The organism is Burkholderia sp. Tr-862 (assembly GCF_011753085.1).
GTDB classification, from domain to species: domain Bacteria; phylum Pseudomonadota; class Gammaproteobacteria; order Burkholderiales; family Burkholderiaceae; genus Burkholderia; species Burkholderia ambifaria.
The window spans coordinates 1-26,808 of record NZ_VWWG01000014.1; the positions used below are offsets into that span (position 1 = coordinate 1).

A 26,808-nucleotide genomic window follows, 5' to 3' on the forward strand; every position below is an offset into this window, starting at 1 on the left:
CGTCCGGTGCGAGCGACGCCCGTTGCGGGTCGGCGTGTTCGGCGCGCGCGGGCGGCGGCTGCGTCAGCGAGGCCGGCAGGGACGGCGCGACGAACGTGCCCGCCGCGCCGCGCATTTGCAGATAGCCCTCGTCGACCAGGATCGTGTAAGCCTGTTCAACGGTACCGCGCGCGGTGTTCAGTTGCGTCGCCAGGCCGCGCAGCGCGGGCACGCGATCGCCGGGGCGCAGATGACCGGCGGCGATCGCGGCCTTGAACCGCTCGCAAATCTGCAGATAGACCGGCAACTGGTGTTGCCGGTCGATTTCGATGGCCAGCGGGGGCGTTTGCGCAGACATCACGGTCTCTCGGGTGACGCGAACAGGACAGGAACAGACGCAGTATGGACCAGTCCGATCGACGATTCTTGGCACTTATGGATAGGACATGATTCTTCCACAATTGCGACACGTGATGCGAGGTTACGACCGCCTTTCATCGGATCCAGCGCCGTCGCGTACCCCTCGCAGTCCAATGCAATCCATTCGTCAGGAGATTTTGCGATGAAGATCGTTGTCATCGGTGGTTCGGGCCTGATCGGCTCGCGTGTCGTCACGCTGCTCGGTGAAGCCGGCCATCAGGTGCTGGCCGCGTCGCCGAGCACCGGCGTGAATATCATCACGGGCGAAGGCCTGGCCGACGCATTGACCGGCGCGGACGTCGTCGTGGACGTGGTGAATGCGCCGTCATGGGAGCCGCAGGCGGTACTGGACTTCTTCCGCACGGCAGCACGCAATCTCGGCAAGGCGGAAGTGGCCGCCGGCGTGCGCCACCACGTCGCGCTGTCGATCGTCGGCTGCGACCGCATGCCGGAGAACGGCTATTTCGCGGCCAAGGTCGCGCAGGAACAGGCGATCGAGGCGGCGGGCGTGCCGTACACCATCGTTCGCGCGACGCAATTCATGGAATTCATCGGCGGCATCGCGGATGCCGGCACGGCAGACGGCACGGTCCGTATCGGCGACGGACTGTTTCAGCCGATCGCCGCGGAAGACGTGTCGGCATTCGTCGCGCAGGCGGCGCTCGCCGCGCCGCAGAACGGCGCGATCGAAGTCGCGGGCCCGGATCGCGCGCCGTTCGCTGAGATCGTCGCGCGCTATCTGAAGTCGATCGGCGACGCGCGTGCAGTGGTGATCGATCGCGACGCCCGCTACTACGGCGGCCGCGTCGAGGAAAAATCGCTGGTGCCGCTCGGGGCCGCGCGGCTCGGCCGCATCGGTCTCGACCAGTGGCTCGCCGCGCGCTGATTCGCACGCGCACGTACGGCGGCTCGCGGGCGCCCGCCGGCGGCGGGCAATCGGAATGATCGGCATCTCTTGGGGGCAGCGGAAATGAATCATTCGGAACCATCGGAGCATGGCATTCGTCGCGATCTGACCGGTCGCGCCGATGCGATGTCCGCGAGCTTCGGTGCGAGCTATGCAGGCATCCTTGCATTCGTTGCAGTGGCGAGCGAGGGGAGCTTCACCAAGGCCGCCGAACGGCTCGGCGTCGGTCGGCCAGCCGTGAGCCGGAACGTGCAGAAGCTGGAGGCGCAGTTGAGCACGCGCCTGTTCCAGCGCACCACGCGCACGACCGAACTGACGTGCGAAGGCCAGCGATTCTTCGAGAACTGCCATCAGGGCGTGGCGCAGATCGTGGAAGCCATGAACGACATGCTGGAGTTGCGGCAGGGGCCGCCGCGCGGCCTCATCCGCATCAGCTCGGCCGTGGGGTTCGGCCGGAAGATCGTCGCGCCGCTGCTGGAAAAATTCGCGCAGGCCTACCCGGACATCATCATCGATCTGCTGCTCGACGACCGGCCGATCGACCTGGTGTCGGAGCGGATCGACGTGTCGTTCCGCAACGGGCGCATCGAGGACTCGAGCATCATCGCGCGGCAACTGATTCCGATGCAGATGGCGCTTTGCGCGGCGCCGTCGTATGTCGCGCGGCATGGCCTCCCGCAGCGCATCGACGACCTCGACCAGCACGAGTGCATCAATTTCCGCTCTGCGAGCGGTCGCGTGTTCGAATGGGAATTCAATGTCGACGGCCGCGCGCAAAAGTACCTGCCGACGTCGCGCCTCACGTTCAACGACGCGGATCTGGTGTTGCGCGCGGTGCTGAACGGAGCGGGCATCGCGCAGATGGCGGGCTACCAGATCCGCGACCATCTCGCGTCGAAGGAACTCGTCGTCGCACTGGCGAAGCATGTGCCGGAGGATCGCGGCCACTACATCTGCTATCTGAGCCGGCAACACCTTCCGACACGCATTCGGATCTTCGTCGACTTCATGACCGAGCAGATTCGCGCGCTCGATCTCAATTGCATGACCCGGTTCAATCCTGACATGCAGGCGGTTTCGCCGGCGGGGCTGGCGGCTTGAAGCACTCGTGACGGACGACGGGCCGTCCGACCGTATCGGAGTGCGGAAGGCTGAGCGTGCGTTTCGCGTTTCGGACGGTCGAACGGTGCGGCTCAACGAACCGGGACATCCTCGCGCAACCAGTCGATCAACTGGTTGACCGCAGGCGTGATCGAGCGACCGTGCGGAACCACGACGAAATAGGCGTCGGTCATCGTGCAGGACGCGATCGGCAGACGGACCAACTCGCCGGTCGTCAGCAGGTCGCGCACCATCCGGTTCCAGCCGAGCGCGACCCCTTGCCCGTATCGCGCCGCCTGGACGGCGTCGGTGTAGAGGCTGCAGCGAAGCACGTAGTTCAATCGGCTCGGACGGTGGCCCACCGAGTGGAACCATGCGTCCCAGCCCATCCATCCCTCGTAGGTCGAATCGGATTCGACGAGCGGCAGCGCGGCGAGCGCCTCGAGCGATTGCGGCATGCCGTTTTCCTCGAGGAACCGCGGCGAGCAGACGGGAAACACCTCTTCGTCGAACAACAGGATCGACGTGCCGTCGGTCCACCTGCCGTCGCCATAGCGCACCGCGACATCGACCTCGACATGCCGGAGATCGGCCGTGAACATCTGGGTGATCAGCCGCAGCTGCAACGGCGGATTCAGTTGCTTGAGCTTGGGAAGCCGCGGCAGCAGCCGAAATTGCGCGAACGGTGCGGTCGACGCGAGGACGAGTTCCTGCTGCTCGGCGCCGGTCGACAGGCGATCGAATACCCCGGCGATCTTCTGCATGGATTCAGCCACCGTCAGGTACAGCATTTCACCCTCGCTCGTCAGCGCGATCGAGCGATGCAGGCGATGAAAGAGACGGACATTCAGCGTTTCTTCAAGGAACCGGACTTGTCGGCTCACGGCCGCCTGCGTCACACCCAGTTCGGTCGCGGCAAGCGTGAAGCTTGCCAGGCGCGCGACCGCTTCGAACTCGACCAGCGCCGTCAACGACGGAACGATGCGTCGATACCCTTTGGTTCGTTTTGTCATGCTCATCAGTCTGGTGTCGTGCGGGGTGCCGGCTCGAGGCCGGATGGCGCCGAATGCCTTACGGGACAGTCGAGTCAGAGTAAATCAGGACGGGGCGAAGGTCGCATAACTTAAAGTAATGCGAAGCAGAAAATAAGGCGCGTTGACGCTCCAAATCGTCACTCCAATACTTCCCGACAAGCGCAATACAAGCATTGCGAAATTCAACCTGTTGGAGGAGTACATGTCCGCGATTTTGCTCAAGACCCACCGCGAGTTGCTCGACAGCCGCAAGCCCGGGCACGGGATGCCGGCCGGGCTTTTTGGCCGTCAGGACGTGTTCGAGACGGACGTCGACGTCTTCTTCGAGAAGCTGTGGATCTTCGTTGCCGTGACGGCCGATGTCCCGGAACCGGGCGACGTCTATGCCGTCGATATCGGCAAGTCGTCGATCCTGATCGTACGCGACGACGACGAGAACATCCGCGCGTACCGGAACGTCTGCCGGCATCGCGGCGCGCGCCTGATGAAGAGCGCCACGAAGGCGACCGTCGGCATGCTGGTTTGCCCGTACCACCAGTGGACGTACGACCTGGACGGCAGCCTTCGCCATGCCACGCACATGGGCCACGAATTCGACACGACATGCCGGAGCCTGATCCCGGTGCACGTCAAGGTGGTGGGCGCGCATGTGTTCGTTTGCCTCGCCGATGAGGCGCCGAACGATTTCTCGACGCTCGAGGCGGCGATGGCGCCGCGCTTCGCGCCGTACGACATGCAGCGCACGAAGATCGCGCACGAGATGACGATCGTCGAGAACGGCAACTGGAAACTCGTGATGGAGAACAACCGCGAGTGCTATCACTGCGGCGGGACGCATCCGGAGCTCACGCAGTCGTTCCTCGCGCATGATTTCGGCTTTTGCCCGGACGGCCAGAGCGAGGAATCGCTGCGCGAGTACGACGAGTACCTTGCGCACAATGCCGCCCGCAAGGAAGAGTGGGAGGGGGTAGGCTATATCTGCGAGGCGTTCGAGTCGCTCGACGAGAGCGTCGAGACGAATTTCCGTTCGCAGCGGCTCGTCATTGCCGGTGCCGGCGAATCGCAGACGATGGATACGAAGGTGGCGTGCACGAAGCTGCTCGGCGGTCTGGAACGTCGCGATCTGGGCGACGTGCACATGTGGGGCCATCACGCGTGGACCCACGTGATGAGCGATCACGCGGTGGTCGCGTACATCCTGCCGCTCGCGCCGGACAAGACGGTGGTGCGCACCGTATGGCTCGTGCACGCGGATGCGGTCGAAGGCGTCGACTACGACCTGAAGACGCTGACAGAAGTGTGGGAGGCCACGACGCGGCAGGATGCGGATCTGGTTGCGATCACGCATGCCGGAACGCAGGACCCAGGCTATGTTCCCGGGCCGTACTCGACCTACACGGAACGCGCGCTCGATCAGTTCGCGCGCTGGTACGACGCACGCCTGAAGGCTCACGGTATCTGAGTTCATCATGACTGTCAGAGAGAACATCGGCATGCCCGATCCGGCCGCGGAAGCACGGGATCGTTTTTCGGACCCCGGCACCTGGGAGCGTACGCAGCCGCAATGGTCGAGCGGCGAACGCAAGACGCTGGTGTGCTGCCGGGTGCGGGCCGAAACGCACGATGTCCGGACGTTCGTGTTCCGCGCGAAAGACGGGCACGCTTTCGCGTTCGAGCCGGGCCAGTTCATCACCGTATCGGCCGACATCGACGGCGTGCCGGTCAGCCGCTGCTACACGATCTCGTCGCCGCCGACGCGGCCGTACACGTTGTCCATCACGGTCAAGCGGACGCCCGGCGGGATCATGTCGAGCTGGCTGCACGGCACCATGCGGCCCGGGGTCGAGCTGAATGCGTACGGTCCGTCCGGCATCTTCACGCCGGCCGCCGCGCCGGCCGTGAAAATGCTCTATCTGTCCGCCGGCTCGGGCGTGACGCCGCTGATGTCGATGACGCGCGCGGCGATCGACCTCGGCCTGAACCGCGATATCGTGTTCGTTCACAGTGCGAGAACACCCGACGACATCATCTTTCGCGACGAGTTGAACCGGCTGCGGGAGGACGCGGACAATCTCCAGGTGATCCACGTGTGCGAAGCGCCGGGGTCGGAGGCCGGCTGGTGCGGCCCGATCGGCCGGCTGAGCGTCGAACTGCTGCGCCGGTACGTCCCGGACTACCGCGACCGCGAGGTGTTCACCTGCGGCCCGTCGGGCTATATGAACGCCGTCAGGGACATCCTCGTGCAGGGCGGCCACGATCCCGTCCGCTACCATCGGGAAAGCTTCAACTTTGCCGAAACGGTCGAGCCGCTCGCGGACGTTGCCGATGCATCCGGTCACGCGGAGCCGGTGGCGAGCGGCACCTATACGGTTCGGCTGGCCAGGTCGGGAAAGACGTTCGCGATCAACGGCACGGAGACGGTGCTCACCGCCGCGCGAAAGGCCGGCGTCGCATTGCCGTCCTCGTGCAGCCAGGGCATTTGCGGCACGTGCAAGACCACGGTGCTCGACGGTACCGTCGACATGCATCACAACGGCGGCATTCGTCAGCGGGAAATCGACAAGGGCCTGCGTCTGATGTGCTGCAGCCGGCCTACGTCGGATCTCGTACTGGATCTGTAGGGCAATCCGGCGGTGCTCGACGCGTCGGATAGCCTTGCCGGCATTGGCTTCCGGCATGCGGGCCGGCCAAAGTTAAATGAAATGTGATCCCTGCCCGCCGCAAAATTTTGCACAATGGCGACAGCGCGGCGTTGTTGCCGCCATTCGCCTTCCCCGGCAGGCCGGCTTGCCGGCCCGGAGAGGGCGGCCGGAACCCAACTTCGCACCAACCGTGAGCCCCCAACCGACGTGCCGCCGCCGACCGCCATGGACCACCCCAAACGCATCCTCATCGTCGAAGACGACGCCGACATCGCCGACGTGCTGAGCCTGCACCTGCGCGACGAGCGCTACGAAGTCGTGCACAGCGCGGACGGCACGGAAGGCCTGCGCCTGCTCGAACAGGGCAACTGGGACGCGCTGATCCTCGACCTGATGCTGCCCGGCGTCGACGGCCTGGAAATCTGCCGGCGCGCCCGCGCGATGGCGCGCTACACGCCGATCATCATCACCAGCGCGCGCTCGAGCGAGGTGCACCGGATCCTCGGCCTCGAGCTCGGCGCCGACGACTATCTGGCGAAACCGTTCTCGGTGCTGGAACTCGTCGCGCGGGTCAAGGCGCTGCTGCGGCGCGTCGACGCGCTCGCGCGCGATTCGCGGATCGACGCGGGCACGCTCGACGTCGCCGGGCTGTCGATCGACCCGATCGCGCGGGAAGCGAGCGTCGACGGCACGCGCATCGACCTCACGCCGCGCGAATTCGACCTGCTGTATTTCTTCGCGCGGCATCCGGGCAAGGTGTTCTCGCGGATGGACCTGCTGAACGCGGTGTGGGGCTACCAGCACGAAGGCTACGAACACACGGTGAACACCCACATCAACCGGCTGCGCGCGAAGGTCGAGGCCGATCCGGCCGAGCCCGTGCGGATCCTCACCGTGTGGGGACGCGGCTACAAGCTCGCCGCGCCGGACCAGCGGGACACATGATGAAACTCACCCTCACCCAGCGGCTGTCGTGCGTGTTCGCGGTGCTGCTGCTCGCGTGCTCGGGCGCGTCGGCATGGCTGCAGATCCGTGCGAACGACATGCGCGAGAAGGAAGTCGTGCAGGGCCTGTCGCGCGATCTCGCCGCGCACATCGCGAGCAGCACGCCGCTGATGGACGCGAACGGGCTGCGCCCGGACGCCGTGCGCACGCTGTTCGGCCAGCTGATGGGCGTGAACCCGAGCGTCGAGGTGTACCTGCTCGACAACGCGGGGCGCATCGAGGGCGACGACGCGCCACCGGGCCACGTGAAGCGCGACCGCGTCGATCTCGCGCCGGTGCAGCGCTTCATCGCGGGCGAGCCGCTGCCGATCCTCGGCGATGACCCGCGCAGCCCCGACGCGCGCAAGGTGTTCAGCGCCGCGCCGCTGCAGCGCCCGGGACAGCCGCCGTCCGGCTATATCTACGTGGTGCTGCTCGGTGAAGCGCACGACCGGCTGGTCGCGCGCGTCGACGCCGGCAACGTGCTGCGCACGACGCTGTGGTCGATGGCGGTCGTCGCGCTGCTCGGCCTGCTCGCGGGCCTGACCGCGTTCAGCTTCATCACGCGCCCGCTGCGCCGGCTGACCGACGCCATGCGCCGCTTCGACGCGAACGGCGCGCCCGACACGCAGCCGCCGGTGCCGCGCTCGCCGCCGGGGCGGCGCGGCGACGACATCGCGGTGCTCGAATCCGCGTTCGCGCAGATGGCCGACCGGATCGGCGACCAGTGGCGCGCGCTGACGCGCCAGGACCAGCAGCGGCGCGAACTGATCACGAACATCTCGCACGACCTGCGCACGCCGCTGACGTCGCTGCACGGCTATCTGGAGACGCTGTCGCTGAAGTCCGACACGCTCGCCGAGACCGAGCGCCGCCGCTACCTGTCGATCGCGCTCGCGCAGAGCACGAAGGTCGGCCGGCTCGCGCAGGCGCTGTTCGAACTCGCGCGGCTCGAATCGGGCGGCGTGCAGGCCGAGCGCGAGCCGTTCTCGCTCGTCGATCTCGTGCAGGACGTCTTCCAGAAGTTCGAGCTGGCCGCGCAGTCGCGCGGCATCGCGCTGCATGCGCGGATCCCGCCGCGCGTGCCGGTCGTATCGGCCGATCTCGGGATGATCGAGCGCGTGCTGACCAACCTGCTCGACAACGCATTGCGGCACACGCCGCAGCACGGCGAAGTCGAAGTGGCGCTGACGCCGCAGGACGATCGCGTGGTGGTGACCGTGTCGGATACCGGAGAAGGGATTCCGCAGGCGCGGCGCGAAGGATTGTTTCAACGGCCGCAGCGGCCGATGAGCGGCGGTGCGGCGACGAGCGGCGGGCTCGGGCTGCTGATCGTGCACCGGATGCTGGTGCTCAACGGCAGCGGGATCCGGCTCGTCGATCGGGACGGACGCGGCGCGGTGTTCGAATTTGCGCTGCCGGTCGCGCATCCGGCGCCGGGCGAAACGCGTTGAAATCCGGCGGCGCTGTGCCCGCGCGCTTACCGGCCGCGCTTGCGCCGCACGTCGCTGGGCGTCGTGCCGGTCCAGCGCTTGAACGCGTGACGAAACCCGACCGCATCGCTGAAGCCGAGCGTCAGCGCGATGTCCTCGGTGCTGAGCGTCGTGGTGCTCAGGTAATCGATCGCGAGCGCCTTGCGCACGCTCGTCAGCAGCTCGCTGTACGACGTGCCTTCGGCGTCGAGCTTGCGGCGCAGCGTGCGCGACGTCATGCACAGCGTGTCGGCGATCGCGTCGATGTCCGGGAACTGCCCGGGCGTGCGCGTGAGTTCCTGGTACACGCGCCGCGTGACGCCGGCCTGGCTGCGCAGTTCGTCGAGCAGGCGCGCGCAGTGCGACGACACCTGCGCGGCAGTGATCGGGTTCGCGAGTTGCGGCGCGCGTGCAAGCCACGCGGCCGGGTAGCTCAACACATGGTGCGGCTGGTCGAACGCGATCGGGCATTCGAGCGCGTCGGCGAGCTGCGCCGCGTGCGCCGGCTCCGGCTGCGCGAACTGCGCGCGGGCCGGCACGCACCACGCACCCATCACGTCCTTGATGACCGTCACGTGCAGCGCGAACTGCATGTCGATCAGGAAGCGGTACAGCCGCAGGTCCGGCTCGGGCAGCGCGGCTTCGTGCGGGTCCGGGAACAGCCACGACGCGGTGTCGCCCTGTTCGACCCAGCGGATCGCGAGCATCCCGTTCGCGAGCTGGTGATATTTGACGGCCGAATCGAACGCATGCGCGAGCGATTCCGAGCACAGCATCGCGTAGCCGTACATCCCGTAGCTCGACGCATGCAGCCGGCGGCCGACGCGCACGCCGAGATCGGTGCCGTCGTAGCGGCCGACCGCATTGCGCGCGGCGGTCAGAAACTGCCGCGACGACGTGAGCGTGAACGGATCGGTGACGGCGTCCGGCGACAGGCCGGTGCCGTCCAGCACGGCTGCCGGATCGAGGCCGAGTTCCTGGGCGACGCCGACGAGCACGGCCAGCTTGGCCGGCGAGAAGCGCTTCTCGCGCGACGCCTGGGCGGGCGGGGCGTCCGGCAGCGAGGCGGGGCCGGTGGCCGTCGGTTTCAAGAGCGCGCTGCGCGGCATGGCGGGTTGTGCGTCCGATTCGATATCGTTCCGGTGCGCGATTCTGCGCCGGAACGCGCGCGGGCGCCATAGGGTTCACCCTGATGCGCAGGGGTGTGCACGGACGGACACGGCATGACCGGTGCCCGGGCGGCGCGGCGACAGGCGGGCCGCCGCGCGCCTGCGTGTCCGTTTCGATCATCTTTTCGACCGCCCGAATCATTTTCAAAGCCGCGTGGGCGGGCGATAGTCGCCGGTCAGGCGGCGGCCTTTGCCCATACGGTGCGCGGGCCGCTGTGCGAACGGCGCTGCCCGGCGCCGTCCCCCGAGGAGCAGAACATGACGAAGAGACACTGGATCGGCTCGTATGGCTCGATCCCCGCCGAGATCGATGCCGATCGCCATCCTTCCGTAACCGCGCTGCTGGACGACGCGATGCGCCGCTTCGCGGAGCGCCCCGCGTTCCGCGCGTTCGGCCGCACGCTCACCTATGCCGACGTCGACCGCCTGTCGACCGCGCTGGCCGCGTACCTGCAGCAGGTCGCGGGCGTACGCAAGGGCGACCGCGTGGCCGTGATGCTGCCCAACGTGCTCGCCTTTCCGGTGGTGTTCGTCGCGCTCGCGCGGATCGGCGCGATCCAGGTCAACGTGAATCCGCTCTACACCGCCCACGAGCTCGAACATCAGCTCAACGACGCGGGCGTCGAAGTGGCCGTGGTGTGCGGCGGATCGATGGGCACATTCGCCGACGTGGTCGGCAGGACGCGCATACGAACCGTGCTGAGCGTGGGCCGCGGCGATCTTGGCGTCGTCGATGCGCCGGCCGGCGCGTGCGATGCGCTGCCGCCCGGCTCGATCGCACTCGCGCACGCGCTTGCCGCGGGCGAATCGCTCGCAGTCGAGCCGGTGGCGCTCGGCGGCGACGATCTGCTGCTGCTGCAGTACACGGGCGGCACGACCGGGCTGTCGAAGGGCGCCGCGCTGTCGCATCGCAACCTGGTCGCGAACATCGAGCAGTTCGGCGCGATCGCGCAGGGTGCGCGGCGGCCGGGCGAGGAGGTCATCGTCACGGCGATCCCGCTGTATCACATCTTCGCGCTGACGGTGAACTTCCTGTCCTACTTCGCGATCGGCGCGGAGAACTGGCTCGTCGCGAATCCGCGCGACATGGACGGCTTCATCGACGTGCTGAAGGCCGCGCGGCCGTCGGTGTTCGTCGGTGTCAATACGCTGTATGCGGGGCTCGCCGGCCATCCGCGGCTGAACGAAGTCGACTGGTCGCGGCTGAAGCTGTCGGCCGGCGGCGGCGCGGCGGTGATCGACGTGATCTCCGCGCGCTGGAAGGCGGTGACGGGCAACTTCATTCGCGAAGGGTACGGGCTGTCGGAAACGTCGCCGGTGGTCACATTCAACCCGCAGTCGATCGACGTGTTCACGGGCACGACGGGCCTGCCGCTGCCGTCGACCGACGTGAAGCTGCTGGACGACCAGGATCGCGAGGTGGCGATCGGCGAAGCGGGCGAGATCTGCGTGCAGGGGCCGCAGGTGATGGGCGGCTACTGGCAGAAGCCGGAGGCGAACGCGGCCGCGTTTACCGCGGACGGCTACTTCCGCACCGGCGACATCGGCGTGTTCGACGCGGCCGGCTTCCTGAAGATCGTCGACCGCAAGAAGGACATGATCATCGTGTCGGGCTTCAACGTGTACCCGAACGAGGTGGAAGCGGTTGCGACCGCGCTGGCGGGCGTCGCCGAATGCGCGTGCATCGGCGTGCCGGACGAGCGCACCGGCGAGGCCGTCAAGCTGTTCGTGGTGCCCGCGCCGGACGCGGCCTTGACCGAAGCGCAGATCGTCGCGCATTGCCGCGCGAACCTCGCCGCCTACAAGGTGCCGAAGCTGATCCGCCTGGTCGACCGGCTGCCGAAGTCGACGGTCGGCAAGATCCTGCGCCGGGAACTCAGCCGCGCGGACTGATGGCGCCGACGCGCCGCGCGGCGGCCGACGTGCGGGCCGGCGTGCCGGCGAAAGCCCCGACAGTCCGCTCCGGGCCGCTCAAGTACAATGCGGGCGGTTCGACCGACGGGGACGCGATGACCGGTTCAGACTCACCTTCCGCCCAGCCCGGGCGTGCGCTGCCGTCGCCGAGCGCGACGGTGCCGATCTCGCTCGTCAACGGTTTTCTGGCGAGCGCGGGCGCGCAGCGCGACGTGGTCGAGCGCTATCTGCGCGGAGCCGGCATACCGCTTGAGCTGCTCGGCGAGCCGCATGCGCGCGTGACGGAAGAGCAGTTCTCGACGCTGTACCGCACGCTCGCGATCGACCTCGACGACGAGATGCCGGGCATCTTCTCGCGCCCGTTGCGCGGCGGCACGCTGAAGTACCTGTGCCTGAGCCTGCTCGATGCGCGCAACCTCGAAACGGCGCTGCATCGTTTCGGCCAGTTCTTTCATATCCTGCTCGACGACTTCTTCGTCGAATCGAAGCGCGACGGCCTGGTCGCGCAGGTGCTGCTACGGCCGAACCCGGCCGTCGGCCCGATCGGCGCGCTCGGCCAGGAACTGATGCTCAAGCTCGTGCACGGCGTGTGTTCCTGGCTGATCGGGCAGAAGATCCCGCTGCTGCAGATCGAGCTCGCGTGTCCGCGGCCGCGCCATGCGGTCGAACACCTGTACTTCTTCTCCGGCTCCGTGCAGTTCGACTGCGAACGCACGCTGATGCGCTTCAGCGCCGACTATCTCGACGCGCCGATCCGGCAGAGCAAGCGCAACCTGCGCAAGTTCCTCGCGCGCGCGCCGGGCGACTGGATCTTCGAATCGTTCAGCGAACAGCTCGTGTGCCATCGCGTGCGGCAATACCTGTCGGCGGCGCTGCCCGACTTGCCGGTGATCGACGAGGCGGCAGAGCATCTGCATTGCTCGGTGCGCACGCTGAGCCGCCACCTGGCCGCCGAAGGGACGACGTTCCAGGCGCTCAAGGATGAGCTGCGGCGCGACATCGCGATCCAGCGGCTCACCGACACGCTCGACACGATCGCGGCGATCGGCGCCGATATCGGCTTCGACGATCCGAGCGCGTTTCATCGCGCATTCCGGCACTGGACGGGGAGTACGCCGGGGACTTACCGGCGGCGAGCGTAGCGCGTTTTTTTCAAACCCGCTCCCATAACCGGCATCCTTCGTGGGTTCCCATGGACGGCTCCCGTTGGCGCGCGAATCATCGTGCGTGGGGCGCGCGGCAGCCGTTCGTCGACGCGCACGCCGGGGCCGACCGGCATGACCTGCCGGCCCGGTGAAATCACGAAGCGGTTCCTCGCCGCAACTGTCCGGTTTCGATCAGCTGCTGAAAGAAGTCGTTCATCGACTCGGCGAGCGGGCGGTAGTGGATCCCGAGTTCGTTGCGGCTGCGGGCATTGTCGGCGCGCCACGGCAGTCCGACGTTGCGGGCGACGACGCGGCGCGTCACGCCCTTGTTCACCAGCGGGCCGATCGACCACACGAGCCATTTGGGCAGGATGCGCCGCGGGATCGGGTAGTCGGCGCCATACCGTTCGAGCAGCGTCGCCGCCATCGCCGGCAGGCTCGTGTTGTGACCCGACACGATGTAGCGGCCGTTCGCGTCGGGCAGGAACGCGGCCCGCAGGTGCGCGTCGGCGACATCGCGGACGTCGACCGCGCCCATGCCGAGATCCGGCACGCCCATTTTCATCGTGCCGTCGCCCATCTGCCGGACGATCTCGAAGCTCTCCGACGTCGCGTACGGATTGATGCCCGGCCCGATGACGAGCGACGGATTGATGGTGACGAGACGCCAGCGCTGCTGCGCGCCGGCGATCTGCCACGCTTCGCGCTCGGCCACCGTCTTCGAATACGAATACGGCTGGTGCGTCAGCGACGAACTGGTATTCCAGTTCGCCTCGGTGAACACGCCGTTCGGCACCGCGTCGAGGTCGGCGTTGTCGCCGTAGATCGCGGCGCAGCTGCTGGTCAGCACGACGCGCTGGACCGACGGCGTGCGGTTCACCGTATCGAGCACGTTGCGCGTGCCGAGCAGCGCCGGGTCTACCAGTTCTTTCTGGGGATCACGAACCGTGATGGTGAACGGCGACGCGGTATGGAACACGGTCCCGCAACCGGCCATCGCGTCCGCATACGAGCCCGGTTCGAGCAGGTCCGCGCGGAAATAGCGGATCGTGCCGGGCTGGCCGGCCGCGATGCGCTGCAGATACTTGAGCTTGTCGGGATCGTCGGGATGACGAACGGCCGCATGCACCGTCACGCCGGCTTCGAGCAACCGTTGCACGAGCCAGCCCGCGACGTAGCCGGTTGCGCCGGTCACCATCACCGGCAGGTCGGTATCGATATTCATCATCTTGGGTTCCGTTACGGACGATGTCGAACATGATGCCGCCATTTTGCTGCCGGGGAGCCGGCGCGGCGCGGGAGCGGCGGGCTGCCCGCTCCGCGCGCGAGGCCGCACTCAGGCTTTCAGTGCGCCGAAGATTTCAGTGAGCATCGACTTCGCATCCCCGAACAACATGCGGTTGTTGTCCTTGTAGAACAGCGGATTGTCGACGCCCGCATAGCCGGACGCCATGCTGCGCTTCATCACGATCGACGTCTTCGCCTTCCACACTTCCAGCACCGGCATGCCGGCGATCGGGCTCGACGGGTCGTCCTGCGCGGCCGGGTTCACGATGTCGTTCGCGCCGATCACCATCGACACGTCGGCCTCGGGGAAGTCGCCGTTGATCTCGTCCATTTCGAGCACGATGTCGTACGGCACCTTCGCTTCGGCCAGCAGCACGTTCATGTGGCCCGGCATGCGGCCCGCGACCGGGTGAATCGCGAAACGCACGTCCACACCCTTTTCGCGCAGCAGCTTCGTCAGTTCGAACACCGTGTGCTGCGCTTGCGCCACGGCCATCCCGTAGCCCGGCACGATGATCACGCGCTTCGCTTCGCGCAGCAGCTCGGCCGTTTCCATCGCGCTCACCGCGACCGCCTCGCCGGCCGGCTGCGCCGCGCCGCCGGCTGCCGCCGGTGCGCCCGCGCCGCTGCCGAAGCCGCCCGCGATCACGCTGATGAAGTTGCGGTTCATCGCGCGGCACATGATGTACGACAGGATCGCACCGGACGAGCCCACCAATGCGCCGATCACGATCAGCAGGTCGTTGCCGAGCATGAAGCCGGTGGCTGCCGCGGCCCACCCCGAGTAGCTGTTGAGCATCGACACCACGACCGGCATGTCCGCGCCGCCGATCGCCATCACCATGTGCACGCCGAACAGCAGCGAGAACACCGTCATCACGACGAGCGGCAGCATGCCGTCCTGGATGGTTTCCGCATGCAGGAACGCGCGGCCGTAGTAGATCACGATCAGCAGCGCGGCCAGGTTCAGCCAGTGCCGTGCCGGCAGCAGCAGCGGCTTGCCGCCGATCTTGCCGGACAGCTTGCCGAACGCGATGATCGAGCCCGCGAAGGTGACCGCGCCGATCAGGATGCCGACGTAGATCTCCACTTCATGGATCGCCTTCTCGGCGCCGGTGAGCTGCAGCGACGTATCGATATAGCTCGCGAAACCGACCAGGCAGGCCGCGAGACCGACCAGGCTGTGCATCAGCGCGACCAGTTCCGGCATCTGCGTCATCTGCACCTTCTTCGCGGCGTACAGGCCGACGGCGCCGCCGACGACCAGCGCGGCGATCACGTACGGAATGCCCGCGGCCGACACGCGCGGGCCGGCCACGGTGGCCAGCACGGCGATCAGCATGCCGATCATGCCGAGCAGGTTGCCGCGGCGCGCGGTCTCGGGATTGGCCAGCCCGCCGAGGCTGAGGATGAACAGGATCGCGGCGCCGATATAGGAGACGGTAGTCAGGTTGGAAGTCATTGTTGTCGTCCCCTTATTTGCGGAACATCGCCAGCATGCGACGCGTCACCGCGAAGCCGCCGAACATGTTGACGGCCGTGAGCGTCAGCGCGCCCACCGCGAGACCCAGGATCAGCCCGGACGGACGGTCGCCGGCATTGGCCAGCTCGCCCAGCGGCGGCGCGACCTGCACGAGCGCGCCGATCGCGATGATCGACGAGATCGCGTTGGTCACGCTCATCAGCGGCGTGTGCAGCGACGGCGTGACGTTCCAGATCACCATGTAGCCGACGAAGCACGCGAGCACGAACACCGTGAAGTGCGACAGGAAGCTGGCCGGCGCGAACTGGCCGACCAGCAGGAACCCCAGTGCGCCGATCGCGAACACGATCGCGAGCGCCTTGGCCGACATCGGCTCGCCGCTGTGGCCGTGGCCCTTGGACTTCGCCGGTGCGGCCACGACGGGTGTGGCCGCCTGGGGCTTGGGTGCGACGGCCGCCTGCTTGATCGGCGGCGGCGGCCAGGTGATGTTGCCTTCCTTGATGACGGTGAGGCCGCGGATCGCGTCGTCGTCGAAGTCGACGTTGATCGTGCCGTCCTTGCCCTTGCACAGCTCCTCGATCACGCGCAGCAGGTTGGTCCCGTACAGCGTGGACGACTGCCGCGACAGCCGCGACGCGAGATCGGTATAGCCGACGATGGTCACGCCGTGGCGCACGACCGCCTCGCCGGGCACCGTGAGTTCGCAGTTGCCGCCCTGTTCGGCGGCCATGTCGACGATCACGCTGCCGGGCTTCATCGACTGCACCATCTCGGCCGTGATCAGCTTCGGCGCCGGCTTGCCGGGGATCAGCGCGGTCGTGATGATGATGTCGGCGTCCTTGGCCTGCTGCGCATACATCGCGCGCTGCGCCTGCTGGAAGCCTTCGCTCATCACCTTCGCGTAACCGCCGCCGCCCGAGCCTTCCTCTTCGTAGTCGACCTTGACGAACTCGCCGCCCAGCGACTTGACCTGATCGGCCACCTCGGCGCGCGTGTCGTTCGCGCGCACGATCGCGCCGAGACTCGCTGCCGTGCCGATCGCGGCGAGGCCCGCGACGCCGGCACCGGCGATGAAGACCTTGGCCGGCGGGACCTTGCCGGCCGCCGTGACCTGGCCGTTCAGGAAGCGGCCGAACGCATGCGCGGCCTCGATCACTGCGCGGTAGCCGCTGATGCCGGCCATCGACGTGAGCGCGTCCATCTTCTGCGCGCGCGACAGCGTGCGCGGCAGCGAATCGATCGCCAGCACCGTCGCGCGTTTCGCGGCCAGCTGCTGCATCAGTTCGGGGTTCTGCGCGGGCCACACGAAGCCGATCAGCGTGCCGCCTTCGCGCATCAGCGCGACTTCGTCGGCACTCGGCGGGCGCACCTTGAACACGATGTCGCTGCCGGACCAGAGCTCGGCCGCCGACGCGGCGATGCTCGCGCCGGCCGCGCGGTACGCATCGTCGTCAAAATTCGCGCCGGCGCCGGCGCCGCTTTGCACGGCTACCGAAAACCCCAGCTTGATCAGTTTCTCGACCACTTCGGGTACGGTCGCAACGCGCCGTTCGCCGGTGGCTGTCTCCAGAGGAATCCCAATCTGTAGTGTCATAGTGTGAAAGATGGGTGATGGCCATTGCATTGCGCGCGGGCCGGTGCGTCAAGGTAACAGAATCATGTGCTTGTTTAGTGGCGCGTGCGACGGCTTGCGTTTAAAAAAGAACGATCGTTCGCTGGGCGCGAATAGAGTATGCCTCATAACGACGGCGCGATCGAGGAGGAGCGCATCGAGCGCGTCGTCCGTTCTACTGTTGCGTTTTATCCACGCGCGCGCAATATCGCGTCGGCCGAACGGGTGTTGACGAGCCAGGCTCGCTGCCGCTTTCGCGGTGCGGCGTGGTTGCTCGAGCCGGCCTGTGCGCGGCGGCACCGGACAGGTTTCCCCATAACCGGGTTCCTTTGCCGGCTCCCATGGCCGGCTCCCCTCGGCGGCTGCCTTCGCGTGAAATCGTTCACATGGTCGCCGGAGACGATCGGGCTGGTCCCTCAACAGCGGTCGGAAGCGATCCCGACCGGCCGGTAGGCCAATGACTGGCCGCTGACCGCCGGCGGCTCCGTCAGCACATCGCGTCGCTCGTCAGATCAATTCAGCAGGCACCAGATCGCGAGGAACGGTGCGTCGCCGGAGCGCATCGCATGCAACGCTCCCGGCGGGTTGTGGATGCCGCCGCCGATCCCGGGATCGAACCATGCGCCGTTTTGCTGCCGGAATTCACCGGCGGTCATCAGCACGTACGCTTCCTCCGGCGCGTGACCATGATCCGGATATCTGACATTGGGCATCATCAACGAGAAGCCGAGCTGGATGTCGTCGCGGCTTTCCGCGCCGCCGGGCCCGCAGATCATCCCGTTCACATGCCCGTCGATATAGTTCGGACTGCCGTCCTTTCCCGATGTGCGACGCGACCATCCCACGTCGGGCTCGAGCGATTTGATCAGCTGCGCGACGGTGGCGAACGTCGGGTCGACGCGCGCGACCGACTCGAGCGCCGGGTCGAGCCATTCGCATGCGGGGTATCGCACCGCGAGCCGTTTGCCGTCATCCGACGGCTGCTGCAACCGGGCGAATACTCGCGGCGCGAACGCGCGCGCGGCGGGGGGAAGCTTGTCCGACTGGAACAGTCCGGCGGCGATCCGGACGAAATCCGCGATGGGCTTCGGGCGTTCATTCATCTTCGTCGCTGCTCCCGGTCATGTGGCCTGATCAGATGAAAGTCTACGCAGAAACGCGCGGGCCCGGACGGCAAAAAAGGTCGGCCGATTTGGCGCCGGCCGCCATGCAGTGGGTTCTTCGTGGATTTCCGTGGCGGTGCTTGCCGACCCATTTCGGCCAAATGAACCGTGTTGATGCCAATGGTCGCATTTCGGATTCAAGCAGCCCACTGTTCAGACCGCGATCATTGTGTCACCGCCTCTGTTCCTGAAACACGGGTCGAGATGCGATCGCGAGGAACCTGCGACGCACGGCAGCGTGGTTGATGCCGGTTTGCCAGGCAGTAGAAGCAGCGGCAACGTGACGGATTCGGCCAGTGTTGACGTCACGGTTCGCGCAGCGTCGCCGGGCAAATCCATCAGCGACCGCGCGTCACGCCGACCTTGGCCTTTCCACCCTTTGGGACGGGATGACGATTGCCAAGGAGTTCGACCAGCCGTGTCTCGCATTCGGAAAACGAGTACCCGCGCCGCTGGGAGATCATGAACGTGAGGGAGCGCATGTGCCACGCGCGCCGTTGGAGTTCGACAAGCGATCCCTTCGCGAGGTCTTGCTCGACCAGATGGCGCGGCATGTGCCCCCAGCACAGGCCTCCCCTGAGCAGATCGTGCTTCGCGCCGAGATCATTCACCCACCACTGGCGTTCACCGGCGACCCCCTGTTGGGTCTTTTCCGCATCGGGCTGATTGTCCGTTACGACGAGCTGGATGTGCCGGCCAAATTCCTCCCGCGGAATCGGCCCCGCGAGCGCGGCCAGCGGATGCGATGGCGCACAGACGGTCACCATTTGCGCGTCACATAAATGTTGCCGCTCGATGGAGCCTTGGCTCAGCTCGGGCACATCCGTGATCGTTACCGCCAATGCGCACGTGCCGTCGAGAACCAGGCGCTCGCCGCCCTGCATGGTCGTCATGCGCAGATTGATCGCGACCGTAGGAAAGTCCGCCTGCAGGGTGCGCAGGCATTCAATCAGGTGCGCACGCGGAAAATAGGTATCCACGGCGACCGAGACCTGTGGGACACCGGCTTCAGCGATCGCGACCGCGCGCATCTTCATTTCCTCGGTGCGCGCAATCACCCCGCGCGCATCCGGCAGGAGGCTGCGGCCTGCGGCCGTGAGCGTCGCTTTGCGCGTGTTGCGCTCGAACAGCATCACGTCAAAGGCATTCTCGAGCGCGTTGATCGCGTGACTGATCGCCGACTGCGCACGCCTCAGTTCCCTTGCCGCCCCGGAAAAGCTTCCCTGGTCACACACGGCGACGAACGCCCGAAGTTGATTGATGGTGACGTTGTCCAGCATATCTATCTAGAAAGTAGATGGTATTTATAGATATTCAGTCAATTGGCTTCATGAATCAAGCGTCCCAGAATCGGGTTGTTGCTTTCGTTTCGAAGGATGCATGACATGAACAGACTGAATGGAAAGACCGCCGTGATCACCGGCGGCGCTACCGGCATCGGCCGCGCCGCGGCAAGACGCTTCATCGAAGAGGGCGCCTTCGTCTTCATCTTCGGCCGCCGGCAGGAAGCGCTCGACGCTGCGGTGGCCGACCTTGGGCCCAATGCCCGCGCGGTGAAGGGCTCGGTCTGCGATCCGACCGACCTCGACCGGCTCTACGCGGCGGTCAAGGCGGAGCGCGGAACGCTCGACATCGTCTTCGCCAACGCCGGGGCGGGAAGCCCGCTGCCTCTCGGCCAGATCACCGCCGAGCACATTGACGACACCTTCGACACCAATGTGAAGGGGACGATCTTCACGGTCCAGAAGGCGCTGCCGCTGATGGGCGCGGGCGGTTCGATCATCCTGACCGGATCGAGCGCCGGCACCACGGGAGCCCCAGGATTCACGGCCTATAGCGCGAGCAAGGCAGCGGTGCGCAACCTCGCGCGGACTTGGGCGGCGGACCTGAAGGGCACCGGCATCCGGATAAACGTGCTATCGCCCGGGGCGACCGCGACCGAACTCGCCAAGGAGGCGCTGGGCGAAGAAGGCCAGAAGGCCTACGGGGCGATGACGCCGCTCCAGCGTATGGCCGATCCGGCCGAGATCGGCGCGGTGGCTGCCTTTCTTGCGTCGTCGGACAGCAGCTTCATGACCGCCAGCGAGGTCGCCGTTGACGGTGGCTTGGCACAACTCTGAGGAGAAAACTCAAGTGACTCAATCCCTGAAGGGCAAAACAGCGCTCGTGACCGGGGCATCGCGGGGCATCGGCCGCGCCATCGCCGAACGCCTTGCAAAGGACGGTGCGACAGTCGCGCTAACCTACAACGCCAGCAAATCCGGCGCGGACGAGGCGATCGCAGCCATCGAGAAAGCGGGAGGCACCGCGTTCGCGATCCACGCGGATCTGGTTGATCCGGCGACCGTCCCGGCTTTGTTCGAGAGACTCGACGACGAGTTCACCCAGCGGAACGGAAGCCGAGCCCTCGACATTCTGGTCAACAACGCCGGCAATTCCGGCTGGCTTGGCTTCAAGGACGCAACGCCGGAAAGTTGGGACACCCTGATGGCGGTCTACGCCCGCGCGCCCTTCTTCATCATTCAGGCCGCGCTGGATCGTCTCGCCGATGGTGCACGCATCATCAACATTTCTTCCGCCGCCGCCACGAAGCCCGTGACGGCCGCGCCCGTCTACTCAATGGCGAAAGCAGCCATCAATACGCTGACCCATACGCTCGCCATCGAGCTGGGGCCGCGTGGCATCACCGCGAACGCCGTCGCGCCGGGCTTCACGCGAACGGATGCGAACGCCGCCGTTCGGGAGAATCCCGAACTCGTCAAGGCGGCCGAGGCCCAAATCGCGCTGGGCCGCTTTGGCGAGCCTTCGGAAATCGCCGCCGTCGTGGCGTTCCTGGCCTCCGATGATGGCCATTGGGTGACCGGCCAGACGATTGAAGCGAGCGGCGGTTACAAGCTCTGACCGCGCCGAGAAACGAAGGAGAAACATATGCGTTACGCAATCATTGGCTTCGGCAAGATCGGCCACGCACTTGCCAGGGCGTTCGCCCGCAACGGCATCGAAGTGGCCGTTGCAACCACGCGCGACCCGGAAAGCTTTGCGGCCGAGGCGGCCGCGATCGGCCCCACGATCATTCCCAAAACCCTGGCGGAAGCCGTCAAGGCGGACATCATCTTTCTGGCTGTCCGTTTCGAGTCGCACCCGGAGATCGCAAAAGCGCTGCCCGACTGGAAGGGGAAGACGGTCATCGACGCGATGAACACGCAGGCCCCGCTCGAGGAACTGGGCGGTCTCCCGTCGTCTGCTTTCGTCGCGAACGCGTTCAGCGGAGCCAGGCTGGTGAAAGGCTTCAATCATCTGGTTGCCGCCGTCCTCGGCCAGGACCCGGCCATACATGGGGGCAGGAGAGTCGTGTTCCTCGCGAGCGACGATGACGGCGCCGCAGCGGAGATTGGCGCGCTTGCTGAAAAACTCGGTTTCGCGCCGATCAAACTGGGTGGGCTTTCGGACGGTGGACTGCTTGTGCACGCGCGCGGAAATAACTGGGGACAACTGATCTTCAAGGACTTGATCACGTTCGACTGATGGCCTACCGTTTTCCGGATATTTCCGCCGGAAATGACAATGAACGCCGGCGCGGCGCACTTGGATGAAGCACCTGTCCTAGCGCAAGAGTTCGACAATCACGACATCCGTGTCGTCTTTCGCTCTCAACGTAACGCACGTTTCATCGCGAATGGTGATGCCATCGCGTCGCGCCAGCGTGATGTGCCCCACGTCCACTCGCCCATGTTCGACAACCAGATAAGCAGAACCGGACAGCGGCAAAGCGTGCTGCATCGCCGTGCCTTCGCGCAGCGTCGCGATACGCATCCGTGCGTCGGCGTGAATGGGCAATGCGCCGGCGCGGACATCCTCCGGATCGCCACTCGCCAGCGTAACGAATCGGCTCTCGCGACATCCAAGCGAACAGACGCGCGTCGCGCAGCGCGACGTACTGGCCGGTGTGCGCGGACGTAGCCGTATCTGGAATTGCCGCGCGGGTACATTTTCCTCGTTGCGCTCTGCGCAATGGATCGCCGCGCCGGCACTCATCACATGGACGGAATTGGCGACCAGGCGCGCGCGATTGCCCGCGTCGTCTTCGTGCGTGATTGCGCCCGAACGTACCCACGTGACGATCTCGACGTCGCGGTGAGCACGCAGGCCGAAGCCCGAGTGCGGCGCGAACTCGACGTCGTTCCACACGAGGAGGGGACCGAGCGGCGCTTCTCCGGCGTGCCCGGATTCGCTCACGCGGAAATGCTGGCGGACGTCGACACCGTCGCGCCGGATCGCAGCAAGTGCAAGAAAAGCGCGTCGTTCAATCATGACGGAACTCGGTATGAGTAGGCCGGGCGCGGCGTGCGACCGTCGAAGACGCGTCCACCGCACCCGAGCCCCGCTCAGATCTGTTGCTGGCCGCCATCGACAAACAATTCGATGCCGTTCACGAAGCTCGCGTCGTCCGAGGCCAGGAACAGCGCCGCGCTCGCGATCTCGCCCGGCTCGCCAAGGCGCCCCATCGGGATCTGGGCAGCCAGGTAATCGGCGAGCCCCTGGCGCTGAGCCGCATCGTCACCGGCGAGATCGAGCAGGCCGGGCGTGCGAGTCGCACCCGGGCTGATCGTGTTCACGCGGACATGGCGCTCCTTGAGGTCGAGAATCCAGCTGCGTGCAAAGGCACGCACTGCCGCCTTGGAAGCCGAATACACGCTGAACGCCGCGGTACCCGCGCTGCCCGCGGTCGAGCCGGTCAAAATCACCGAGGCGCCATCGGCGAGCAGCGGCAGTGCCTTCTGCACCGTGAACAGCACGCCCTTCACGTTGCGGTCGAAGGTTTCGTCGTAGTGCGCCTCGGTAATGCTGCCAAGCGGCAGCATCGAACCGCCGCCGGCGTTCACGAACAGCACGTCCAGGCGCCCGTGCTCCTTCTTGATTTGCTCATACAGCGCGTCAAGCTCATCGAGCCGGGTGGAATCCGACCGTACGCCGGTCGCCTTTCCGCCCGCTTCGAGAATGCCCGTCACGGCGGCATCGAGTTCGACCTGGCGCCGGCCCGTGAGATAAACGTGCGCACCTTCGGCCGCGAAACGTTGGGCGGTGGCAAGACCGATGCCGCTGGTTGCGCCGGTGACGAGTGCGATCTTGTTGTCGAGTTTGCGTGCCATGGTATTGCTCCTTTCGTTAGGTCAGGGGTGTTCGCGACGCTGTTGCGTGCTGCGATGTGAGGAGAATATCGACGGCTCGATCATTTCGAAATAGAATTAATCGCAATCAAACATTGCAGATATGCAAAGATGAGGGGAAATGGCGAAACTGCCTGATTTCGAGGGGCTCGCGATGTTCGCGAAGGTGGCCGAGCACGGGTCGTTTGCGGCTGCCGCGCGCGCGACCGGGGTGTCCGTCGCCACCGTCTCGCGCGGTGTGGCCCGTCTGGAGGACCGGCTAGGCGCGCGACTTTTCAATCGCACGTCGCGCCAGCTCTCTCTCACCGAGTTCGGTCGGACGATCAGCGAGCAAGCTGGCGAGATCTATCGCCAGGCCGAGGAGGCGGAAAGCTCGGCGCGCGAGATGTCGGTGCAGCCGCGCGGGCTGGTGCGTCTCGCTGTGCCGATGTCGTTCGGACTGCGCTGGGTGGCGCCGTTGCTGCCGGGCTTCTTTCGCGCCTATCCGGAGGTGTCGATCGACCTGCATTTATCGGATGCGTCGGTCGATCTGATCGCCGATGGATTTGACGCCGCGTTGCGTATCGCCGCGCTGCCGGATTCGTCGCTGGTTGCGCGGCGGCTGTGCGCCGTCACGCAATTCGTGGTGGCGTCGCCGGAATATTTGCGGCGCGAAGGGCGACCCACACATCCGCGCGAGCTGGCGGATCGTCCTTGCCTCTCGTACGCGTATCGCGCGCGCAGTGCCGTATGGCGCTTCACGAACGACGTGGGCGACGAGGAGCCGGTCATGCCGACGGGCCCGCTGCGGGTAACGAACGCCGATGCGCTGTTGCCCACGCTGCTCGATGGCCTTGCGATCGCCGAGCTGCCTGAATTCATCGCGGGCGAATATCTGGCCGACGGCCGTCTCGAAGCGATCCTCACCGACTGGTCGCTGACGAAGGGCGGTCTTTATTTCGTTACGCCGTCGGCGCGGGCGCGCGCCGCGAAGGTGACGGCGCTGTCCGACTACTTCGCCGAACATCTGAGCGATCCAGTCTGGCGATGGCCGAAGTGACGTTGCGGCAGGTGGTCTGGTCAAGCGCTTCATTGCGTTCATGCAACGATAGCGAAGCCGACACAATCGATCGCGCAGCCGACAGTCGACAGCCGACTTCCGGTTCGCCGATCAAGTCGACCAGGGAGGTGGCTGTCCATCCGCGCGAGTCCGTGTTTCTCCGGACGGTCCGACTGAACGGAGCCGGAATCGGCCGGTTCGAGCACTCCGACCCCGCTAGCGCGCGCCGCGGCGGCACGGCAATTGCCCGCCATTTCTCCGAAAACCAACACCCCGCCAAGCCGCTCCGGGCCGGCCGTTTCCAGCATCACCCCGCACATCGCGTGGCCGATTTTGTCACCATGTGGGCCGGATATGACAATGGGAAACCGCCGCCGCGGCAGTACGATGGGTCACGACGTCGCCTGGCGCTGGCCGGTTTTGCCGCAGCCGCCCGGGCCGCGCGCCTCATTCAACGCCTGATTGGAACATCGACCATGAGCTATAACGCCCCTGTCAAGGACATGCTGTTCGTGCTGAAGGAACTCGCGGGCATCGACACCGTTGCGCAGTTGCCCGGCTTCGAGGAAGCCGGCTACGACACGGCGCAGGCCGTGCTCGAAGAATCCGCGAAATTCTGCGGCGAGGTGCTGGCGCCGCTGAACGTCGAGGGCGACCGCAACCCGAGCAGCTGGAAGGACGGCGTCGTGACGGCGACGCCCGGCTTCGGCGCGGCGTTCCGCCAGTTCGTCGAAGGCGGCTGGCAGGGCCTGCAGCATCCGACCGAATACGACGGCCAAGGGCTGCCGAAGCTGATCGCGACGCCGTGCATCGAGATGCTGAACGCATCGAACCTGTCGTTCGCGCTGTGTCCGCTGCTCACCGACGGCGCGATCGAGGCGCTGCTGACGGCCGGCACCGACGAACAGAAGCAGCGCTACGTGCCGAAGCTGATCTCGGGTGAATGGACGGGCACGATGAACCTGACCGAACCGCAGGCCGGTTCGGACCTGGCGCTGGTGCGCTCGCGCGCGGAGCCGCAGGGCGACGGCACGTACAAGGTGTTCGGCACCAAGATCTTCATCACGTGGGGCGAGCACGACATGGCGGACAACATCGTCCACCTGGTGCTCGCGCGCACGCCGAACGCGCCGGAAGGCGTGAAGGGCATCTCGCTGTTCATCGTGCCGAAGTTCATGGTCAACGACGACGGTTCGCTGGGCGCACGCAACGACGTGCACTGCGTGTCGATCGAGCACAAGCTCGGGATCAAGGCGAGCCCGACGGCGGTGCTGCAATACGGCGACCACGGCGGCGCGATCGGCTACCTGGTCGGCGAGGAGAACCGCGGCCTCGAATACATGTTCATCATGATGAACGCCGCGCGCTTCGGCGTCGGGATGCAGGGGATCGGCGTGGCCGACCGCGCATACCAGAAGGCCGCGGAATTCGCGAAGGAGCGCGTGCAGAGTCGTCCGGTCGACGGCTCGGCGAAGCAGTCGGTGACGATCATCCATCACCCGGACGTGCGCCGGATGCTCGGCACGATGCGCGCGCTGACCGAAGGCGCTCGCGCGCTCGCGTATGTGGCTGCCGCGCACAGCGACATTGCCCACCGCCATTCGGACGAGGCGACGCGGGTGCGTCATCAGGCAATCTACGAATATCTGGTGCCAGTCGTGAAGGGCTGGAGCACCGAGATGGTGAACGACGTGGCGAGCCTGGGCGTGCAGGTGCACGGCGGGATGGGCTTCATCGAGGAAACCGGCGCGGCGCAGTACTACCGCGATGCGCGGATCCTGGCGATCTACGAAGGCACGACCGCGATCCAGGCGAACGACCTCGTCGGCCGCAAGACGCTGCGCGACGGCGGCGCGGTCGCGAAGGCGCTGATCGCGGAGATCGGCGACACTGTCGCGGCGCTCGGCAAGCTCGACGGCGCGGCGGCCGCGTCGATGAAGGCGCAGCTGGAGAAGGGCGCGCGCGCGCTGTCGTCGGTGGTGGACTACGTGGTCGCGAACGCGAAGCAGGACCCGAACGCGGTGTTCGCCGGCAGCGTGCCGTACCTGAAGCTGGCGGGCGTGGTGCTGTGCGGATGGCAGATGGCGCGCGCACTGCTGGCGGCGCACGCGAACCGCGCGAACGACACGGCGTTCTACGATGCGAAGATCGCGATCGCACAATGCTATGCGGAACACGTCCTCGTGCAGGCCGGCGCGCTCGAAGCGTCGATCGTCGGCGCGAAGGGCAACGAGAGCGTGCTCGCGTTGACGGAAGACCAGTTCTGACCGTAACGGTCGGGGCGCAGGA

General features: G+C 66.3%; 23 protein-coding genes. 13 read left to right on the forward strand and 10 right to left on the reverse strand.

Features of this window, described 5'->3' with window-relative positions; all coding sequences use genetic code 11:
- Nucleotides 1-337 (reverse strand): GntR family transcriptional regulator (locus F3J14_RS07005; RefSeq protein ID WP_166722385.1); only part of this gene is annotated, 337 nt, incomplete at its 3' end.
- Between the two features lie 204 nt (nt 338-541).
- Here F3J14_RS07005 and F3J14_RS07010 point away from each other — a divergent pair.
- Both F3J14_RS07010 and F3J14_RS07015 read left to right on the forward strand, forming a co-directional pair.
- Nucleotides 542-1,285, forward strand: coding sequence for an SDR family oxidoreductase (locus F3J14_RS07010; protein WP_166722386.1), 744 nt, complete (start codon nt 542-544; stop codon nt 1,283-1,285).
- 84 nt (nt 1,286-1,369) lie between these two features.
- A complete protein-coding gene (locus F3J14_RS07015) occupies nt 1,370-2,407 on the forward strand; it encodes a LysR family transcriptional regulator (protein WP_166722387.1) in 1,038 nt (345 codons plus the stop codon).
- 92 nt (nt 2,408-2,499) lie between these two features.
- On the opposite strand, the gene F3J14_RS07020 is transcribed toward F3J14_RS07015, so the two are convergent.
- The gene (locus tag F3J14_RS07020; protein WP_166722388.1) at nt 2,500-3,420 is read right to left on the reverse strand and encodes a LysR substrate-binding domain-containing protein; all 921 of its coding nucleotides are present in this window, start codon (nt 3,418-3,420) and stop codon (nt 2,500-2,502) included.
- Between the two features lie 223 nt (nt 3,421-3,643).
- Between F3J14_RS07020 and F3J14_RS07025 the strand changes: the two genes are divergently transcribed.
- From F3J14_RS07025 to F3J14_RS07040, 4 genes are all read left to right on the forward strand, one after another.
- Nucleotides 3,644-4,903 (forward strand): aromatic ring-hydroxylating dioxygenase subunit alpha, encoded by a 1,260-nt coding sequence (locus F3J14_RS07025; RefSeq protein ID WP_166722389.1) that lies wholly within the window; start codon nt 3,644-3,646, stop codon nt 4,901-4,903.
- 31 nt (nt 4,904-4,934) lie between these two features.
- Complete coding sequence (locus F3J14_RS07030; protein WP_166722440.1) at nt 4,935-6,062, forward strand: hybrid-cluster NAD(P)-dependent oxidoreductase; 1,128 nt, start codon at nt 4,935-4,937, stop codon at nt 6,060-6,062.
- Between the two features lie 246 nt (nt 6,063-6,308).
- Nucleotides 6,309-7,028 (forward strand): response regulator transcription factor, encoded by a 720-nt coding sequence (locus F3J14_RS07035; protein WP_166722390.1) that lies wholly within the window; start codon nt 6,309-6,311, stop codon nt 7,026-7,028.
- Nucleotides 7,028-8,521, forward strand: coding sequence for a HAMP domain-containing sensor histidine kinase (locus F3J14_RS07040; protein WP_166722441.1), 1,494 nt, complete (start codon nt 7,028-7,030; stop codon nt 8,519-8,521). Before F3J14_RS07035 ends, F3J14_RS07040 begins: the two co-directional genes overlap by 1 nt.
- 26 nt (nt 8,522-8,547) lie before the next feature.
- On the opposite strand, the gene F3J14_RS07045 is transcribed toward F3J14_RS07040, so the two are convergent.
- Entirely contained in the window at nt 8,548-9,648 is a 1,101-nt protein-coding gene (locus F3J14_RS07045) for an AraC family transcriptional regulator (RefSeq protein WP_166722391.1), read from the reverse strand.
- 318 nt (nt 9,649-9,966) lie between these two features.
- Between F3J14_RS07045 and F3J14_RS07050 the strand changes: the two genes are divergently transcribed.
- Nucleotides 9,967-11,601 (forward strand): AMP-binding protein, encoded by a 1,635-nt coding sequence (locus F3J14_RS07050; protein ID WP_166722392.1) that lies wholly within the window; start codon nt 9,967-9,969, stop codon nt 11,599-11,601.
- Nucleotides 11,601-12,764 (forward strand): AraC family transcriptional regulator, encoded by a 1,164-nt coding sequence (locus tag F3J14_RS07055; protein WP_168736142.1) that lies wholly within the window; start codon nt 11,601-11,603, stop codon nt 12,762-12,764. The genes F3J14_RS07050 and F3J14_RS07055 overlap by 1 nt, the downstream gene beginning before the upstream one ends.
- A 157-nt stretch (nt 12,765-12,921) precedes the next feature.
- Here the strand turns inward: F3J14_RS07055 and F3J14_RS07060 are convergent, their stop codons facing one another.
- The 5 genes from F3J14_RS07060 to F3J14_RS07080 form a co-directional block, all read right to left on the reverse strand.
- Complete coding sequence (locus F3J14_RS07060) at nt 12,922-13,995, reverse strand: NAD-dependent epimerase/dehydratase family protein (RefSeq protein WP_166722393.1); 1,074 nt, start codon at nt 13,993-13,995, stop codon at nt 12,922-12,924.
- Between the two features lie 108 nt (nt 13,996-14,103).
- Entirely contained in the window at nt 14,104-15,516 is a 1,413-nt protein-coding gene (pntB, locus tag F3J14_RS07065) for a Re/Si-specific NAD(P)(+) transhydrogenase subunit beta (protein WP_166722394.1), read from the reverse strand.
- Nucleotides 15,517-15,529: 13 nt separating this feature from the next.
- Nucleotides 15,530-17,131 (reverse strand): Re/Si-specific NAD(P)(+) transhydrogenase subunit alpha, encoded by a 1,602-nt coding sequence (locus F3J14_RS07070; RefSeq protein ID WP_166722395.1) that lies wholly within the window; start codon nt 17,129-17,131, stop codon nt 15,530-15,532.
- A 530-nt stretch (nt 17,132-17,661) separates the two neighbouring features.
- Nucleotides 17,662-18,252 (reverse strand): dimethylsulfoniopropionate lyase, encoded by a 591-nt coding sequence (locus tag F3J14_RS07075; protein ID WP_166722396.1) that lies wholly within the window; start codon nt 18,250-18,252, stop codon nt 17,662-17,664.
- A 398-nt stretch (nt 18,253-18,650) separates the two neighbouring features.
- Nucleotides 18,651-19,592, reverse strand: coding sequence for a LysR family transcriptional regulator (locus F3J14_RS07080; RefSeq protein ID WP_166722397.1), 942 nt, complete (start codon nt 19,590-19,592; stop codon nt 18,651-18,653).
- A 105-nt stretch (nt 19,593-19,697) separates the two neighbouring features.
- Between F3J14_RS07080 and F3J14_RS07085 the strand changes: the two genes are divergently transcribed.
- Genes F3J14_RS07085 through F3J14_RS07095 form a run of 3 tightly spaced genes read left to right on the forward strand, consistent with a single transcriptional unit; the run spans nt 19,698 to nt 21,837 of the window.
- Complete coding sequence (locus F3J14_RS07085; RefSeq protein WP_166722398.1) at nt 19,698-20,432, forward strand: SDR family oxidoreductase; 735 nt, start codon at nt 19,698-19,700, stop codon at nt 20,430-20,432.
- A gap of 13 nt (nt 20,433-20,445) precedes the next feature.
- Nucleotides 20,446-21,213, forward strand: coding sequence for an SDR family oxidoreductase (locus tag F3J14_RS07090; protein WP_166722399.1), 768 nt, complete (start codon nt 20,446-20,448; stop codon nt 21,211-21,213).
- Nucleotides 21,214-21,240: 27 nt separating this feature from the next.
- On the forward strand, nt 21,241-21,837 hold the full coding sequence (locus F3J14_RS07095) for an NADPH-dependent F420 reductase (RefSeq protein WP_166722400.1): 597 nt from the start codon (nt 21,241-21,243) through the stop codon (nt 21,835-21,837).
- Between the two features lie 78 nt (nt 21,838-21,915).
- On the opposite strand, the gene F3J14_RS07100 is transcribed toward F3J14_RS07095, so the two are convergent.
- Both F3J14_RS07100 and F3J14_RS07105 read right to left on the reverse strand, forming a co-directional pair.
- The gene (locus F3J14_RS07100; protein ID WP_166722401.1) at nt 21,916-22,623 is read right to left on the reverse strand and encodes a pirin family protein; all 708 of its coding nucleotides are present in this window, start codon (nt 22,621-22,623) and stop codon (nt 21,916-21,918) included.
- 74 nt (nt 22,624-22,697) lie between these two features.
- Nucleotides 22,698-23,462: an SDR family oxidoreductase gene (locus F3J14_RS07105; protein WP_166722402.1), complete on the reverse strand. Its 765-nt coding sequence runs from the start codon at nt 23,460-23,462 to the stop codon at nt 22,698-22,700.
- Between the two features lie 139 nt (nt 23,463-23,601).
- On the opposite strand from F3J14_RS07105, the gene F3J14_RS07110 reads away from it, so the two are divergent.
- Together F3J14_RS07110 and F3J14_RS07115 are read left to right on the forward strand one after the other, a co-directional pair.
- Nucleotides 23,602-24,519 carry a LysR family transcriptional regulator gene (locus F3J14_RS07110; protein WP_166722403.1) on the forward strand — a complete coding sequence of 306 codons (918 nt, stop codon included), beginning with the start codon at nt 23,602-23,604 and terminating at the stop codon, nt 24,517-24,519.
- A 476-nt stretch (nt 24,520-24,995) separates the two neighbouring features.
- On the forward strand, nt 24,996-26,786 hold the full coding sequence (locus tag F3J14_RS07115) for an acyl-CoA dehydrogenase (protein WP_166722404.1): 1,791 nt from the start codon (nt 24,996-24,998) through the stop codon (nt 26,784-26,786).
- The last annotated feature ends 22 nt before the right edge of the window (nt 26,787-26,808 follow it).